Annotated in this window: 15 protein-coding genes; 8 read left to right on the forward strand and 7 right to left on the reverse strand. The window is 72.3% G+C overall.

The genetic code is table 11. The features are described from left to right. Positions 1-52: 52 nt before the first annotated feature. Entirely contained in the window at positions 53-1282 is a 1230-nt protein-coding gene (locus ABEA93_RS37675) for an FAD-dependent monooxygenase (RefSeq protein ID WP_425585246.1), read from the reverse strand. A 37-nt stretch (positions 1283-1319) separates the two neighbouring features. Continuing rightward, positions 1320-1583 (reverse strand): DinB family protein, encoded by a 264-nt coding sequence (locus tag ABEA93_RS37680; RefSeq protein ID WP_425585245.1) that lies wholly within the window; start codon positions 1581-1583, stop codon positions 1320-1322. A 148-nt stretch (positions 1584-1731) separates the two neighbouring features. Between ABEA93_RS37680 and ABEA93_RS37685 the strand changes: the two genes are divergently transcribed. Beyond that, positions 1732-3213: an MFS transporter gene (locus ABEA93_RS37685; RefSeq protein ID WP_345680480.1), complete on the forward strand. Its 1482-nt coding sequence runs from the start codon at positions 1732-1734 to the stop codon at positions 3211-3213. Between the two features lie 25 nt (positions 3214-3238). On the opposite strand, the gene ABEA93_RS37690 is transcribed toward ABEA93_RS37685, so the two are convergent. Beyond that, positions 3239-5449, reverse strand: coding sequence for an MMPL family transporter (locus ABEA93_RS37690; RefSeq protein ID WP_345680481.1), 2211 nt, complete (start codon positions 5447-5449; stop codon positions 3239-3241). Between the two features lie 160 nt (positions 5450-5609). Here ABEA93_RS37690 and ABEA93_RS37695 point away from each other — a divergent pair, with 160 nt between their 5' ends. Both ABEA93_RS37695 and ABEA93_RS37700 read left to right on the forward strand, forming a co-directional pair. After that, entirely contained in the window at positions 5610-6356 is a 747-nt protein-coding gene (locus ABEA93_RS37695) for a response regulator transcription factor (RefSeq protein WP_345680482.1), read from the forward strand. Beyond that, on the forward strand, positions 6353-7888 hold the full coding sequence (locus ABEA93_RS37700) for a sensor histidine kinase (protein ID WP_345680483.1): 1536 nt from the start codon (positions 6353-6355) through the stop codon (positions 7886-7888). The genes ABEA93_RS37695 and ABEA93_RS37700 overlap by 4 nt, the downstream gene beginning before the upstream one ends. Before the next feature lie 8 nt (positions 7889-7896). Here ABEA93_RS37700 and ABEA93_RS37705 read toward each other — a convergent pair whose 3' ends face one another. The 3 genes from ABEA93_RS37705 to ABEA93_RS37715 all read right to left on the reverse strand — a co-directional run bounded on the left by ABEA93_RS37705 (position 7897) and on the right by ABEA93_RS37715 (position 9766). Beyond that, positions 7897-8733, reverse strand: coding sequence for an undecaprenyl-diphosphate phosphatase (locus tag ABEA93_RS37705; RefSeq protein WP_345680484.1), 837 nt, complete (start codon positions 8731-8733; stop codon positions 7897-7899). Between the two features lie 158 nt (positions 8734-8891). Beyond that, complete coding sequence (crcB, locus tag ABEA93_RS37710; protein WP_345680485.1) at positions 8892-9266, reverse strand: fluoride efflux transporter CrcB; 375 nt, start codon at positions 9264-9266, stop codon at positions 8892-8894. After that, positions 9263-9766: a fluoride efflux transporter FluC gene (locus ABEA93_RS37715; RefSeq protein WP_345680486.1), complete on the reverse strand. Its 504-nt coding sequence runs from the start codon at positions 9764-9766 to the stop codon at positions 9263-9265. The genes crcB and ABEA93_RS37715 overlap by 4 nt, the downstream gene beginning before the upstream one ends. A 252-nt stretch (positions 9767-10018) precedes the next feature. Here ABEA93_RS37715 and ABEA93_RS37720 point away from each other — a divergent pair, with 252 nt between their 5' ends. The 4 genes from ABEA93_RS37720 (at position 10019) to ABEA93_RS37735 (ending at position 12668) form a co-directional block, all read left to right on the forward strand. Then, entirely contained in the window at positions 10019-10522 is a 504-nt protein-coding gene (locus tag ABEA93_RS37720; protein WP_345680487.1) for a metallophosphoesterase family protein, read from the forward strand. Between the two features lie 197 nt (positions 10523-10719). Next, positions 10720-11199, forward strand: a complete 480-nt coding sequence (locus ABEA93_RS37725; protein WP_345680488.1) for a hypothetical protein — start codon at positions 10720-10722, stop codon at positions 11197-11199. 84 nt (positions 11200-11283) lie between these two features. After that, entirely contained in the window at positions 11284-12168 is an 885-nt protein-coding gene (locus ABEA93_RS37730; RefSeq protein ID WP_345680489.1) for a helix-turn-helix domain-containing protein, read from the forward strand. A 62-nt stretch (positions 12169-12230) separates the two neighbouring features. After that, entirely contained in the window at positions 12231-12668 is a 438-nt protein-coding gene (locus ABEA93_RS37735; RefSeq protein WP_345680490.1) for a VOC family protein, read from the forward strand. Positions 12669-12734: 66 nt separating this feature from the next. On the opposite strand, the gene ABEA93_RS37740 is transcribed toward ABEA93_RS37735, so the two are convergent. After that, on the reverse strand, positions 12735-13367 hold the full coding sequence (locus ABEA93_RS37740) for an FMN-dependent NADH-azoreductase (RefSeq protein WP_345680491.1): 633 nt from the start codon (positions 13365-13367) through the stop codon (positions 12735-12737). A gap of 140 nt (positions 13368-13507) precedes the next feature. Here ABEA93_RS37740 and ABEA93_RS37745 point away from each other — a divergent pair, with 140 nt between their 5' ends. Continuing rightward, positions 13508-14125, forward strand: a complete 618-nt coding sequence (locus tag ABEA93_RS37745; protein ID WP_345680492.1) for a TetR/AcrR family transcriptional regulator — start codon at positions 13508-13510, stop codon at positions 14123-14125. The last annotated feature ends 253 nt before the right edge of the window (positions 14126-14378 follow it).

The raw sequence follows: 14378 nt of genomic DNA on the forward strand, positions 1-14378 counted from the left end.
GCGCCGCGCAACGCCGGTGCGCCGTCCGGGGCACCGGGGACCCCCGGTCGGCTCAGGCGGTCGCCGCCGCGCCGTCCAGCGGGATGGGCTCGAACAACGGCGGCTCTTCGTGCGGGAAGAGCGCGGTGGGGCCGTAGAGCCAGTCGACGAAGGAGTAGTCGTAGGTGTCCCGGGCCCGCAGCAAGGCGTTGCGCCGGGTGCGCCGGACACCGTCGAGGTGCCAGAGTTCGCCCCACGTGCGCGACGTGGCGACCACACGGCGGCAGTGCTCGGGGCGGACGGCTTCGTAGGCGGCGAGCGCGGCGTCCCAGTCGACCGTGCCGTCGGCGCCGCGGTTGCGGGCGACATGCTCGGCGAGCACCCAGCCGTCCTCGATCGCCATGATCGCGCCCTGGGCGATGTATTGCAGCGGCGGGTGCGCCGAGTCGCCGAGCAGCGCGATGCGGCCGTGCACCCACGTCGCGATCGGGTCGCGGTCGTACATCCGCCACCACTTGTCGCGCCACAGGTACGGGAGCCCGTCGCGGACGAAGCCACAGGTCTTCGCGAACGCGTCGTCGAGTTCGTCCGGCGTGCCCCAGGCGGCTTCGCCGGCGCGGGCCTTCGGGGACTCGAAGACGGCCACCTGGTTGAGGAGTTCGCCGCCGCGCAAGCCGTAGTGGACGAAGTGGCAGGACGGGCCGACGTAGACGACGACCTCGCCGAGATCGACGTCCGCGACCCGCGGCTGATCGGCGGGCACCGTCCCGCGGTAGGCGACGTAGGCCGACGACACCGGCTCGTCGTCGACGAGCAGCGCGCGGGCCACGGAGTGCAGGCCGTCCGCGGCGATCACCACGTCGGCTTCGTGCACCACGCCGGACGTGAGGGTGACCCGGGCGCCCGCGGCGGTGTTCTCGTACGCCGCCGCCCGCGCGTCGGTGACCAGGTCGACGCCCGCGGCGCGGCACGCGCGCAGCAGGAGCCCGTGCAGGTCGCTGCGGTGGATGACCAGGTACGGGTAGCCGTAGCGCCGCTCCAGATCGCCCAGGTCGAGCCGGGTCAGCTCGTCGCCGTCGACCGCGTCGCGCATCACCATCGCGCCGGGCCGGACGCCGAGGCCCGCGGCCTCGTCGAGCAGCCCGTAGTCGTCGAGGATGCGCGTGCAGTTCGGGGCGAGCTGGATGCCCGCGCCGACCTCGCCGAACTCGGGGGCCTGCTCCAGCACGCGGACCCGCAGGCCGCGCCGGGTCAGCGCGAAGGCCGCGCCGAGGCCGCCGATGCCGCCGCCGACGACGATCACGTCGGGATTCATGGTGTCTCCTGGATCGGACAGGGCCTTACAGCCAGGGGCCGAGCGCGGGCGCGTCGGCGAGGGAGTGCGGTCGGCCGGCGAGCCAAGCGGCGACCTCGGGGAGCGGTCCCGCGGGGAGCTCGGTCAGCCCGCGCTTGGCGCGGATGTCGTCGCACAACGCCCGGAGGAAGTCCTCCGGAAGGTCCGCGAAGCCGATGCCGAGGTCGAAGTCGACCGCGTGCACGCACACCTCGCGCGCCCGCATCCACGGCGTCTCGCTCGCCGGGACGGTGCGTTTCGGATCTGACATCGCTGGTCGCCCAGGCCGAGACGTGATCCGCCCCGTGAGTCTGCGCAAGACGGGTGAAGTCCGGACGCCGTCCCGGTGATCCGCGTTTGCCTCCGCACCCCCCGGGAAGCCCTGGACCCGCGGCCGAGCGAGGGATCGGAGGCATACCGTGCTGGACCAGGACAGCGTGAAGCCCACTGTCACGACACGCGTTCCCGGGCGGTTGGACCGGCTGCCGTGGTCGGTGTGGCACACCCGGATTCTCATCGGCCTGGGTTCGGTATGGATCCTCGACGGGCTCGAGGTCACCGTCGTCGGGAACGTCGCCGGGCGGTTGTCGGAGCCCGGGAGCGGGCTGGACATCACCTCCGCGCAGGTCACCGGGCCGGCCGCGGCGCTGTACGTCGCCGGGGCCTGCGTCGGCGCGTTGGTGTTCGCGTGGCTGACCGACCGCTACGGCCGCAAGAAGCTGTTCATGGTCACCCTGGGGGTGTACCTCGCCGGTACCGCGCTGACCGCGCTGTCGGTCGAGGCGTGGATGTTCTTCGCGTTCCGGTTCGTCACCGGCTTCGGGATCGGCGGCGAATACGCCGCCATCAACTCGGCGATCGACGAACTCATGCCCGCGCGCTTCCGCGGGCGGGTGGACCTCGCGGTGAACGGCACGTTCTGGGCGGGCGCGGCGGCCGGTGCGCTGCTGTCGGTGTTCATGCTCAACACCGCCTACTTCCCGATCGACGTCGGCTGGCGGCTCACCTTCGGACTCGGCGTGGTGCTCGGCTTCGTCATCCTGCTGGTGCGCCGCCACGTGCCCGAATCACCACGCTGGCTCTGCCTGCACGGCCGGGCCGACGAGGCCGAGGAACTCGTCGACGACGCCGAGGAACGCATCGTCGAGCATGCGCGGGAGCACGGCAAGAAGGTGGAACTCGCGCCGGTCACCCAGGATCTGACGATCGACCCGAACAAGGACGCCGGGCTCGGGGCGATCGCCCGCACCCTGGTGCGCGACTATCCCAAGCGTTCGGTGCTGGGCTTCGCGCTGTTCGTCGGGCAGGCGTTCCTCTACAACGCGATCACCTTCGGCTTCGGCTCGATCCTGGAGAAGTTCTACGACGTCCCGAGCGACCGCACCGGCTACTACTTCGCGGTCATCGCGGTCGGCAACCTGCTCGGCCCGCTGCTCCTCGGGCACCTGTTCGACACCGTGGGCCGCCGCGTCATGATCACCACGACGTACATCGGCAGCGGCGTACTGCTCTTCGGCACCGCGTGGCTGTTCGGTGCCGGGCACCTGAACGCGGTGACGCTGACGGCCTGCTGGTGCGCGGTGCTGTTCGTCGCGTCGACCGGGGCGAGCAGCGCGTATCTGACGGTGTCCGAGATCTTCCCGATGGAAGCCCGCGCGTCCGCCATCGCGCTGTTCTACGCGGTCGGCACCGCGGCCGGCGGGATCGCCGGGCCGCTGGTGTTCTCCGACCTCACCAAGACCGGCGTCGTGTCCGACACCGTGCTGGCGTTCTGCATCGGGGCGGCGCTGATGGTCGCGGCGGGCCTCGTGGCGGCGTTCCTCGCGGTGCGCGCGGAACGCCGCTCGTTGGAGGACATCGCCGCGCCGCTGACCTCCGTACCGCGGAAGGCGGTTCCGTAACGGTCCGGAGGCCGCGGCGCCGCGGTCAGGCCGGGACCTTCACCGGTTCCTCGCTCCGCGCGTCCGCGGGACGGTCCGGCGGGTCGACCGCGAGGTGCGGGAGGATCCGGTCGAGCCACGCGGGCAGCCACCAGTTCGCGCGGCCGAGGAGGTGCATGACGGCCGGCACGAGGATCATCCGCAGGATGAACGCGTCCAGGGCGACGGCGCCCGCCAGGCCGATGCCCGCCATCATGCCTTCGCGGTCGCCCGTCAGGATGAACGAGCTGAACACGAAGATCATGATGAGCGCCGCCGAGTTGATGACCCGTCCGGTGCCCGCCTGGCCCACCCGGACCGCGCGGGCGTTGTCGCGGGTGTGCAGCCACTCCTCGTGCATGCGGCTGACCAGGAACACCTGGTAGTCCATCGACAGGCCGAACAGCAGCGGCAGCATGACGACCGGCAGGAAGGACACGATGGGGCCCTCCTTGCCCAGCCCCAGCAGGTCCATGCCCCAGCCCCACTGGAACACCGTCACCAGCAGGCCGAACGACGCCGCCGCGGCGATCAGGTTCATCACCGCCGCGGTCACCGGCACCAGGAGGCTGCGGAACGCCACCAGCATCAGCAGCGCGCCCAAGCCGACGATCAGCGCGACGAACCCGGGCATCCGGTCGCCGACCACCGCCGCGAAGTCCTTCTGCAGCGCGGTTTCGCCACCGACGTGGACCTTCAGCGTGGTGCCGCGTTCGGCATGCGGCACGGTCTCGTCGCGCAGCCGGTCGACGAGCTTGTCGGTGGCGAGCGCCTGCGGCGACGTCGACGGGACGACGCGGAGCGCGCGCGTCGCGGAGGCCAGGCCGCCGTCGTCGGGCAGCGGCATGACGTCCGCACGCACCACGCCCGGCGTGCGCCGCACGTCCTCGACCAGCGTGTCGAACGCCCGGGCGTCGCCGGGGCCGTGCAGCTCCGCGACCATCAGCAGCGGTCCGTTGAAGCCCGGCCCGAAGCCTTCCGCGAGCATGTCGTACGCCTGCCGCACGGTCTGCGACGTCCGCTGGTTCCCCTGGTCGTTGGCGCCCAGCCGCAGCGACAGCACCGGCACGGCGAGCGCCGCCATCACGGCCAGCGCGACCGTGCCCAGGACCCGCGGATGGCGCTGGACGAAGCCGGCCCAGCGGCCGGCACCGCGTCCGGCCTCCGCGGAATCCGCCGGCTCCGGTCCGGACGCGGCCAACGCCCGCCGCTCCTTCCGGCTGAGCGCACGAAGGCCGAGGACGCCGAGCAGCGCGGGCAGGAGCGTCACCGCGGCCAGCACGCTCACCACCACGACCAGGATCGTGGCGACGGCGAGGCCGTCCAGCAAGGTGATGTCGACGGTGAACAGCGCCAGCAGCGCCACCCCCACCGTGCCGCCCGCGAACAGCACCGCCCGACCCGACGTGTCCAGCGACCGCACCGCCGCTTCCTCGGGAGACAGCCCGGCCTTCAGCCCGTTGCGGTGCCGCGTCACGATGAACAGCGCGTAGTCGATGCCGACCCCGAGCCCGATCAGGCTGCCCAGCAGCGTGGCGAACTCCGGGATGTCGGTGACGTGGCTCAGCAGAACGACCGCGGACAACCCCGTGCCGACCGCGAACACCCCGCTCACCAGCGGCAGCAGCATCGCGAACAGCGAACCGAACGCGAAGAACAGGATGATGCCGGCCGCCACGATGCCCACCAGCTCGGCGAGCCCGGCCGGCGGCGATTGCGCGTCCGCGATCGCCGGACCGCCCAACTCGACGCGCAGGCCGGGCACGCGGGCGTCTTTCGCGCGGTCGATCAGCCGCTTGGTGTTCCCCTTGTCCAGTTCGAACTGCTGTTTCACGAAGGTGATCTCGGCATAACCGACGTGCTCGTCGGCACTGATCTGCGCGGCGCCGGCGGGCTCATACGGGCTCGACACCCTGCCCACGTCCGGCATACGCGCGACGTCCGCGAGCAGCGCGCCGATGCGCTCGCGAACCGCCGGGTCGCGGACGCTGCCGCGCTCGTTCTCCCACACGATCGTGTCGACGTCGCCCGCCTGGTCCGGCACCGCCTCCCGCAACCGGTCGTACGCCGCCGACGAGCCGGTACCCGGAATCTTGAAGACGTTCGAATAGGCCGTCCCCGCGCTCACCGCCGCCGCCACTGTCCCGAACAGCAACCCCACCCACAACACGAGCACCACCGAACGGTGCTTGAGACACCACCGTGCCCAGGCCGCCATGGCCGCCTCCCGATCGTCGTCCGGGACCCGCCCGGAGATCCGTCTGCCGGGCCCAGACTCGGTCGGCGGCGGCCGCGGGACGACCGGCGGTACGGCGACTCACAAGAAGCTCACAACCTACGCCCCGGAGTTCCGCAAGCCCGCGGTCGATAATCGGAACATGAGCAGCAGTCAGGCACGAGGCGGAGCAACCGTGTTGGTCGTCGAGGACGAGCCGAGCATCGCGGACGTCCTGGCCATCACCCTGCGGTTCCACGGATTCGACGTGGTCACCGCCGACGGCGTCCAGACGGCACTCGCCGCCGCCCGCAGCACCCGGCCCGACGCCGTCCTCCTGGACATCTCCCTCCCGGACGGCGACGGACGCCAGGTGTGCCGCATCCTGCGCGCCGAGCGGCCCGAACTGGCCGTCGTGTTCCTCACCGCCCGCGACGCCCCCGCGGACATCGTCAAAGGCCTCACCCTCGGCGGCGACGACTACATCACCAAACCGTTCAACGTCGACGAACTCGTCGCCCGCACCCGCGCCGTGCTGCGCCGCACCCGCCCCGCGGCGGCCGAGACCGCGCCGCCCGCGCCGCGCCCGCCCGTCCTCCGGCACGGCGACCTGGAACTGGACGAGGCCACCTACCTGGCCCGGCGCGGCGACCACAGTGTGGAACTCACGCCCACCGAATTCGCGCTGCTCCGCCACCTGATGCGGCACGCCGACCGGATCGTGCCCAAGGAGCAGCTGCTGCGCGAGGTGTGGCGGTACGAGCACACCGTCGAATCCACCGTGGTCGAGACCTACATCAGCTACCTGCGCCGCAAGCTCGACCCGCTCGCCGCCGACGGGACGCCGCTCATCACCACGCGCCGCGGCGTCGGCTACGGCCTCGCCCCGGCGGTCGGCGGCGCCGCGTGAGACGGCACCACCGGCCCGGCTCCGCCGAACGGCGCCCGCACTCCGTCGCGATGCGCGCCAAGCTGGCGCTCAGCAGCATCGTCGTGCTGGCCGTGGGACTGGCGCTGCTGATCTGGTTCAGCATGATGGGCATCCGCCACTACCTCGTGTCCGGGATCGACAACGACCTGACGTCCGGGCGGGACAGCATCGAGAAGATGCACATGACCCGGGCGCAGTTCTCGGCCATCGGCTCGGTGTTCGGACTCCACGACGCCCTGGAAGCGGCCGGGCTGCACGGGAACACGTTCGTGCTGATCGACGCCGACGGCACCGCGCTGCCGTTGGCCGGGAGCGACCCGACGGCGGTGCAGCGCGCCCTCGCGGCGGCCGCCCGCGGCCCAGGGGGGATGGCCGCGCACGAGAAACCGTTCGACGTCTCGGCCGGCGGCAAGCCCTACCGGGCGGTGGTGGCCGCGCTGCCCGACGGCGAGTTCGTCCTGCTGGCCCGGACCATGGACGACGCGAACGGGGTGGTGGACAAGGTCGTCCACATGGAACTCGCCGTCGGCGGCGTCCTCGTGCTGCTGCTCGGCACGTTCATCTACTGCGGCGCCCGCTGGCGCCTGCGGCCCCTCGAAGACATGGTCGACACCGCGTCCGGCATCGCGGAAGGCGGCCCCGACCGGCCCGACTTGTCCGCGCGGGTGGCGCCGCGCAAACGCTCGTTCGCCGAAGTCGAACAACTGCGCACCGCACTCAACGCGATGCTGCACCAGGTCGAAGGAGCGTTCAAAACCCGCGAGCACGCCGCCGCCCACCTCAAACAGTTCGTCGCGGACGCCTCCCACGAACTGCGCACCCCGCTCGCGGCCATCCGCGGATATTTGCAGCTGTACGAGAAGGGCATGCTCACCACGCCGGAGGAGGAGCGCCGCGCGCTGAGCCGGATGAGTTTCGAAGCCGAGCGGATGGCCCGGCTCGTGGACGAACTCCTCGCCTTGGCCCGGCTCGACCAGCGGCCTAGCGTGCAGTGCCGGCCGGTCGACCTGGCCGCGCTGGTGCGCGGCGCGGCCGCCGACCTGAGCGCGCAGCAGCCGGAGCGGCGGGTCGAGGTGGACGCGCCGGACGCCTGCCTCGTCCTCGGCGACGAGGCGACGCTGTGCCAGATCGTGGCCAACCTGCTGGCCAACGTGCGGACGCACACACCGGTGTCCGCGGACGTGCGGGTCTCCGTCGCCGACGACGGCGACCGGCGCGTGCTGCGCGTCCGCGACGAGGGCCCCGGGATGCGTCCGCAGGACGCCGAACGGATCTTCGACCGGTTCTTCCGCGCCTCGCGGGACGGGGGCGCGGCGGCCGACGGCGTCGTCCCCGCCGAGACCGGCAGCGGCCTCGGCATGGCCGTGGTCCGTGCCGCCGTCGCGGCGAACGGCGGCACGGTCTCCGTCGACACCGCCCCGGGCGCAGGGCTCACGGTCGAGGTCCGGCTGCCCGTGGCGGCGGCCGTGTCCGTCGACGACCGGGCGGCGGAACCTGCGGTGCGGTCGTGACGCCGTGCTCAGGCGCTGATCGCGCCCGTCCCCAGGAGGCCGAACAGCAGCATGCCGACGACGATCCGGTAGACCACGAACGCATTGAACGTGTGCCGGGCGACGAACTTGAGCAGCCACGCGATGGACGCGTACGCGACCAGGAACGACACCAGCGTGCCGGCCACGAGCGGCCCGGCACCGGCCCCGGAGCCGAGCGCGTCCTTCAGCTCGTACAGCCCCGCGCCGGTGAGGGCCGGGATCCCGAGGAAGAACGACAGACGCGTGGCGGCGACCCGGTCGAGGTCGAGGAAGAGCCCGGTGGAGATCGTCGCGCCGGACCGGGAGAAGCCGGGGAACAGCAGCGCGAGGATCTGCGAGCAGCCGACGAGCATCGTGTCCATGAGGGAGGTGTCGTCCTCGCCGCGCTTGTGGCGGCCCACTCGGTCGGCCGCCCACATCACCGCACTGCCCGCGATCAGCGACCCGGCCACCACCCACAAGGACGCGAGCGGGCCGTTGATCAGCGGCTTGGCGGCGAGGCCGACGACGACGATCGGGATCGTCGCGTAGATGACCCACCAGCCGAACTTGTAGTCGTGGTGGTACCGCTCCTCCGGCTCCCGCAGACCGCGCGTCCACGCGGTGGCGATCCGGGCGATGTCCTGCGCGAAGTACACCAGCACGGCGGCGATCGCCCCGACCTGGATGACCGCGGTGAACCCCACCACGGCGGTGTCGTCGACCGGGATGCCCATGATCCCTTCGGTGATCTTCAGATGCCCGGTCGAGGACACGGGCAGGAATTCCGTGACCCCTTCGACGATGCCGAGGACGACCGCTTGGCCGAGGCTGATGGCGCTCATGGGTCCTTCCGGGGGGATGGAGGCGTCGCGCTGCCGCGATCGGCGGCGGGCGGGGGAGACGGAGGCTGCCTCCGGTCCCCGGATACAGGCTTACCGCCGCAAGGCCGGTCGTCGGCCGTTCGGCACGTCGGTCATTCGGAGGAATCCGGCGGGGCGGCTCAGCCCCACACGGCCTGGGCCGCCGCGGCACCCGTGAACGCGGCACCGAGACCGGCGGCGACGCTGCCCGCCGTGTTGGCCACCGCGTAGAAGCGCGCGCCCTGCTCGGCGAGGCGCATCGTCTCGTACGCGAAGGTCGAATACGTGGTCAGGCCGCCGCACAGCCCGGTGCCGATCAGCAGCTGCAGATGCGACGAACCCGCCCCGGCGGTGACGGCGCCCGTGAGCAGGCCCAGCACCGCGCAACCGGCCAGATTCACCGTGAACGTGCCCCAGGGGAACAGCGAAGTGTGGCGCGTCTGCACGGCACGGTCGGTGAGGTAGCGCAGCGGAGCGCCGACCATCGCGCCGAGGACGACCAGGAGCCAGTTCACGACGCCTCCGCGGGGGATTCGGCGACCTTGGCCACGGCCACGCGGCGGGTCGCCCAAGTGCCCAGGCACACCGCGGCCGACGCCGCGGCCAGGGTGCCGGCCAGATAGCCCAGCGCCTGGCGCGCCTGGTGGTGGTCGACGAGCCGCTGGACGTCGACGACGTATGTCGAGAACGTGGTGAAGCCGCCCAGCACCCCGGTGCCGAGGAACGGCCGCACCAGCCGGTGCGGCTGCCGGACCTCGGTGACCAGCACGAGCAGGATGCCGATCAACGCGCAGCCCACGACGTTGACGGCCGGCGTCGTCCACGGAAACGCGTCGGGCGCGGCGGGCCAGGCCACCCCCGCGGCGTAGCGGGCGGCGGCGTCGAGACCGCCGCCGAGGGAGACGACGGCGACGACCGGGCCTTGCCCGTCCCACCGGGCCTGCGGAGTCGGCGCCGGGACGGCGGCATCGGGATCGATCAGGCCGTGCGCGACGGGGGATTGCGGGGCGTGCATGAACGGACGTCTCCTACTCGCCGGGCGCCCGGGCATGCGAGCGCACACGATCAGCAAGTAGGGACTGTTGGCGGCCGAATGCCGCGGTTCGGTTCCGGCGAGCCCCACCGCCGGCACACCCGGCCGAAGCCGAGCACGCGAGCCAGGGTAGCGGGCGGGATGGTGGCGGCCAAGCGGTGAACGAACGACATCGGGTACAAGCGAAAGCAGTAAGCAGTAAGCCGTAAAGGTCACTACCCCCGAGGACCCCCATTGCCCACCACCACCCGTCTCCTCCTCACCACCGACACGCACATCCCCCGGCGCGCCCGCGTTCTCCCCGACGTGCTCCTCGAGGCCATCAGTGCCGCGGATGTCGTCGTGCATGCCGGGGACTGGGTGGACGAGGGCACGCTTGACCTCTTCACCGCGCGGGCGCGGCGGCTTGTTGCCGTGTACGGCAACAACGACGGGCCCGAGCTGCGGGCCCGGCTGCCGGAGATCGCGCGGGCCGATGTCGACGGGCTGCGGCTGGCGGTCGTGCACGAGACCGGGGCCGCAGCCGGGCGGGAACGGCGTTGTGCGGCACGGTTTCCGGACACCGACCTGCTGGTCTTCGGGCACAGCCACATCCCGTGGGACACCGCCGCCCCCGGCGGCCTGCGCCTGCTCAACCCCGGCTCGCCGACCGACCGGCGCAGTCAGCCGCGGCACACGTACATGACCGCCGACGTCACCGACGGCGTGCTGACCGACGTGCGACTGGTCGCGCTGTAGCCAATCCGGGCGCCGGCCCTCCGCTTCCGCAACGGCCCGTTGGTCCGATGTGGTGAATTCGTGCGGGCAACGGAGGAGCCGTGGTTTCGGCTGGGGAGGACATCCCCGCCAGGGTGCGCGGACGCGTACCGGTTCCACGAAACGACCCGGGGTGTGCATTGACGACCGCCGACCGCACGAAAATCGACCGCCGGAGCATGTTCCGCCTGACCTCGGCCGCCGCGGTCGGCGCCGGCCTCGCCGTCGGCGTCGCCGGTGCCGCGGAGGCCGCGCCGACGCGTGCCGGGCAGTTCGTCCTGACGGGCAAGCGCTCCGGCGCGAACATCCCGAACGTGCTGACCCCGGGCGCGGGCTACTTCGTGCACTACGACCTGACCGACGCGAACGGCAAGGCGGCCGGCACCGAGAACGCGTTCACCGTCCCGGTCACCGTCGGCCTCGACGGCGCCCTCGTCGTCTCGACCCTCGTCCTGGTCCTGAACGACGGCCAGATCACCGCCAACGCCGCCTTCCAGCGTCCGCTGCCCTCGGTCACCGAGATCGCGACGACGTACACCCCGTGGTCCCACACCTTCGCCGTCACCGGCGGCACCGGCACCTACGTCGGCGCCTCGGGCACGATCACGATCGACCACCCGACGAAGGACGACGACAAGCTGACGATCGACCTGAAGTAGCGAAGCAGCGCGGGAGAGGCGGGCGGCGTCCCGGGTCCGTCGGCCCGCGGACGCCTTTCGCGCGGCCCGACGTAGGCTGCCGATGTGGGACCGGCGCGTGGTGGCGGGCGCACCCCGGCGGGGCCGGTGGTGCCGGATCCGTACGTCTCGGTAGTGCGGCGGCCCTCGCTGCCGTCGCTCGCGCCGTTCGTCCGGGTGATCGGGTACGCGGGGGAGACGGGCGGAGGATCGTTCCCGCAGGCCGCTGAACTGGTGCTGCCGAACGGCGGGCTCCAACTGCTGGTGAACCTCGACCGGGACGAGCTGGGCTCCCATGCGGCCGGTGCCGATCGGCTTACCCGTGGGGCGGCGTTGCAAGGCCCGCAGTCCGGGCCCGTCCTGGTCGAGCCGGAGCAGCAGCGGGCCGTCGTGTGGGCGGCGTTCCATACCGCCGGGGCGGGGCCGTTCGCCACGGTGCCGTTGGCGGAGGTGCGGGAGCGGCTCGTCGGGCTCGAGGACTTGTGGGGGCGGGGCGGGGCCGTCCTGCGCGAGCGGCTGCTGGAGGCCGCGGCGGCCGGGGGACCGCAGGCGTGCCTGCGGGAACTCGAGGCGGCGTTGGCGGAGGTTGCCGCACCCGAGCGCGCACCGGATCCCGCGGTGCGCATGGCCGCCGCGCGGCTCGGCCGCGGCGTGTCGGTGGCCGAGGCCGCGGACGGGGTCGGCTGGACCACGCGGCGGCTGTCCGCCGGGTTCGCCGCGCAGGTCGGGCTGTCGCCGAAGCGGTACGCACGGATCCGGCGCTTCCAGCGGCTCCTCGCCCGGGTGAACGGCGAACCCGAAAGCCCGGATTGGGCGTTGCTCGCCGCCGAAGTCGGCTACCACGACCAGGCCCACCTGATCCACGAGTTCCGGGCGCTCGCCGGGATGACGCCGACCGCGTACGCCCCGCGGTCCGCCGCCGCGCTGAACCACGTGCCGCTGCTCGGGTGACCTCGCCGCGCCCGCGCCGATTCCTACAATCCCGGATGCCGGTCACGGGCAATCCTGGACCCATGACGAACACCGACATCCACGGCCTCTACGCACGCCTCGTCGTCTCCGACGCCGCGCGGGCGATCGACTTCTACCGCTCGGCGCTCGGCGCCGAGGAGGTCGAGCGATACACCGACAAGGACGGCCACATCGTGCACGCCATGCTCCGCATCGGCGGTGTGCCGATCGCGGTCAAGGACGAGGGCATCGACCCCCACCCGAACGCGCTCGGCGGCACCCCCGTGATCATCGCCCTGGAGGTGGCCGACGCCGACGCCGTGGCCGACGCGATGGTGCGCAGCGGTGCGACCGTGGTGTTCCCCGTGGGCGACCAGCACTACGGCCAGCGCAGCGGCCGCCTCGCCGACCCGTTCGGCCACGTGTGGATGATCGCCCAGCCCCTCGAATCGCTGACTCCCGACGAGATCCAGCAGCGCACGCAGGAACTCGACGACTAGGGCGCGTCTGGTGTGAATACACCAGAAACGCCTTGGTGCGTCCGGTCGCTCGGCCCGGAGTGCCGGTCAGTTCCCGGCGAGTGCGCGGCCGGCCTCGCGGGCCGCGGTGAGGGCGTCGGAGTGGTGCCGGGCGGCGAGGTCGCGCAGATCCTCCATGCCGGGGGTGGTGGCGGCGAGGGTGAGTTCGCGCTTGACGACCGTGAGGTCGGCCTGCCAAACGTCGGCGAGGATGCGCTCCAGGTAGGGGGTGGAGTGGTCCCAGCCCTCGCGCGGCGTGCCGGGGCCGTAGCCGCCGCCGAGGGAGGTGACCAGCACGGTCGGGGTGCCCTTGAGCAGGGGGGTGGTGGGCCCCGCACCGGCGATGACGAGGTCCGCCCAGGTCTTGAAGTGCTGGGACACGCCGTAGTTGTACAGCGGGACCGCGAGGATCGCGGCGTCGGCGCCCTGGAGTTCGTCGGCCAGGGTCGCGGCCAGGGAGACGGCTTCGCGCTGAGCCGGGGTGCGGTCCGTCTCGGGGGTGAAAGCGGCCGTGGTGGCGAGGACCCAGGAGTCCGCGGGGAAGAAGTCGGTGCCGAGGTGGCGTCGGGTCACCGTGGCGTCGGGGTGCGCGGCCGTCCACTCGGCTTCGGCCGCGTCGGCGATCTCGGCGCTGGTGGATGCGCCGGGCAGGATGCTGGCGTCCAGGCGGAACAGGTTCATGGCGTGATTCCTCGCAGGGGTCGGTGCGGTACGGAGGCATGGCGGTGCCCACGGGCATCGGCGTTTCCGGTGGCGTGGATGCCGTCGACGAGCCTAAACGGACTTTACCCCGTTTGCTATTCCCCGGGTAGATTGGCCGCGTGGACCGGTCCGTAGTGCCCTTCGGCAAGCCGCGCGGCGAACGCGCCGACGCGGTGCGCAACCGCGAGCGCCTGCTCGAGACCGCCCGCGAACTCATCGCGGAGTACGGCGTGGAGCACGTGACGATGGACGGCCTGGCCGAGCGTGCCGGGCTGGGCAAAGGCACCGTCTTCCGTCGCTTCGGCACCCGGTCCGGCATCTTCCAGGCCCTGCTGGACGCGGCCGAGCGGCAGTTCCAGGAGCAGGTCCTCTCCGGCCCCCCGCCGCTCGGTCCCGGCGCCGACCCCGTGGCGAGGCTCGTCGCATACGGCCGCGCCCGCATCGCGTTCCTTCTCGCCAACCACGCCGTCGCCCGCGCGGCACTCGACCGCGCCCAGCCGATCCCGGCCGGCGACGCGTCCGTGTCCCAGCTCCATATCCGTGTGCTGCTGGGGCAGGCCGACGTGCGGATGCCCAGCCTGGACGGCCTCTCCATCCAGCTCACCGCCGCGCTGGAGGGCCCGCTGCTGCTCTACCTGTCCATGTCCGGCTCGAGCGTCCCGCCGACGCGGGACGTCGACCGCCTTCTCGGCGACAGCTGGCAGGCCCTGGTCGAACGCATCACCGCGACCCCCTGACCGCCGAGGCCCGCGTCGGCAGCGGTGCCGTCCACCCGGATTCACTCCCCGGCGACCGATGATTTCCCGGTCCCCGGGGAGTCGTCCCTTGCACGGACGCAATTTCGCGGAAGCCGAGCGGAAGTGGAAAGGGATTCCCAATGACGAAGTCAAGTCGCTGGGACGGCGTCGTGTGATCGCGTCATGCCGCTGCGAGAGCGAGCTTGCGAGTGTCTGTGTGGAAGGTTCGCTGGTCGCGTATGAGTGCCCAGAG

Origin of the sequence: Yinghuangia aomiensis (assembly GCF_039542225.1) — a bacterium.
Classification (GTDB): Bacteria; Actinomycetota; Actinomycetes; order Streptomycetales; family Streptomycetaceae; genus Yinghuangia; species Yinghuangia aomiensis.

Excerpts from the sequence above, each read along its gene's own strand:
- ABEA93_RS37740 (WP_345680491.1), bottom strand. The coding sequence starts at position 13,367 with ATGAACCTGTTCCGCCTGGACGCCAGCATCCTGCCCGGCGCATCCACC.
- ABEA93_RS37735 (WP_345680490.1), top strand. The coding sequence starts at position 12,231 with ATGACGAACACCGACATCCACGGCCTCTACGCACGCCTCGTCGTCTCC.
- ABEA93_RS37695 (WP_345680482.1), top strand. The coding sequence starts at position 5,610 with ATGAGCAGCAGTCAGGCACGAGGCGGAGCAACCGTGTTGGTCGTCGAG.
- ABEA93_RS37680 (WP_425585245.1), bottom strand. The coding sequence starts at position 1,583 with ATGTCAGATCCGAAACGCACCGTCCCGGCGAGCGAGACGCCGTGGATG.
- ABEA93_RS37715 (WP_345680486.1), bottom strand. The coding sequence starts at position 9,766 with ATGCACGCCCCGCAATCCCCCGTCGCGCACGGCCTGATCGATCCCGAT.
- ABEA93_RS37705 (WP_345680484.1), bottom strand. The coding sequence starts at position 8,733 with ATGAGCGCCATCAGCCTCGGCCAAGCGGTCGTCCTCGGCATCGTCGAA.
- ABEA93_RS37690 (WP_345680481.1), bottom strand. The coding sequence starts at position 5,449 with ATGGCGGCCTGGGCACGGTGGTGTCTCAAGCACCGTTCGGTGGTGCTC.
- ABEA93_RS37725 (WP_345680488.1), top strand. The coding sequence starts at position 10,720 with ATGTTCCGCCTGACCTCGGCCGCCGCGGTCGGCGCCGGCCTCGCCGTC.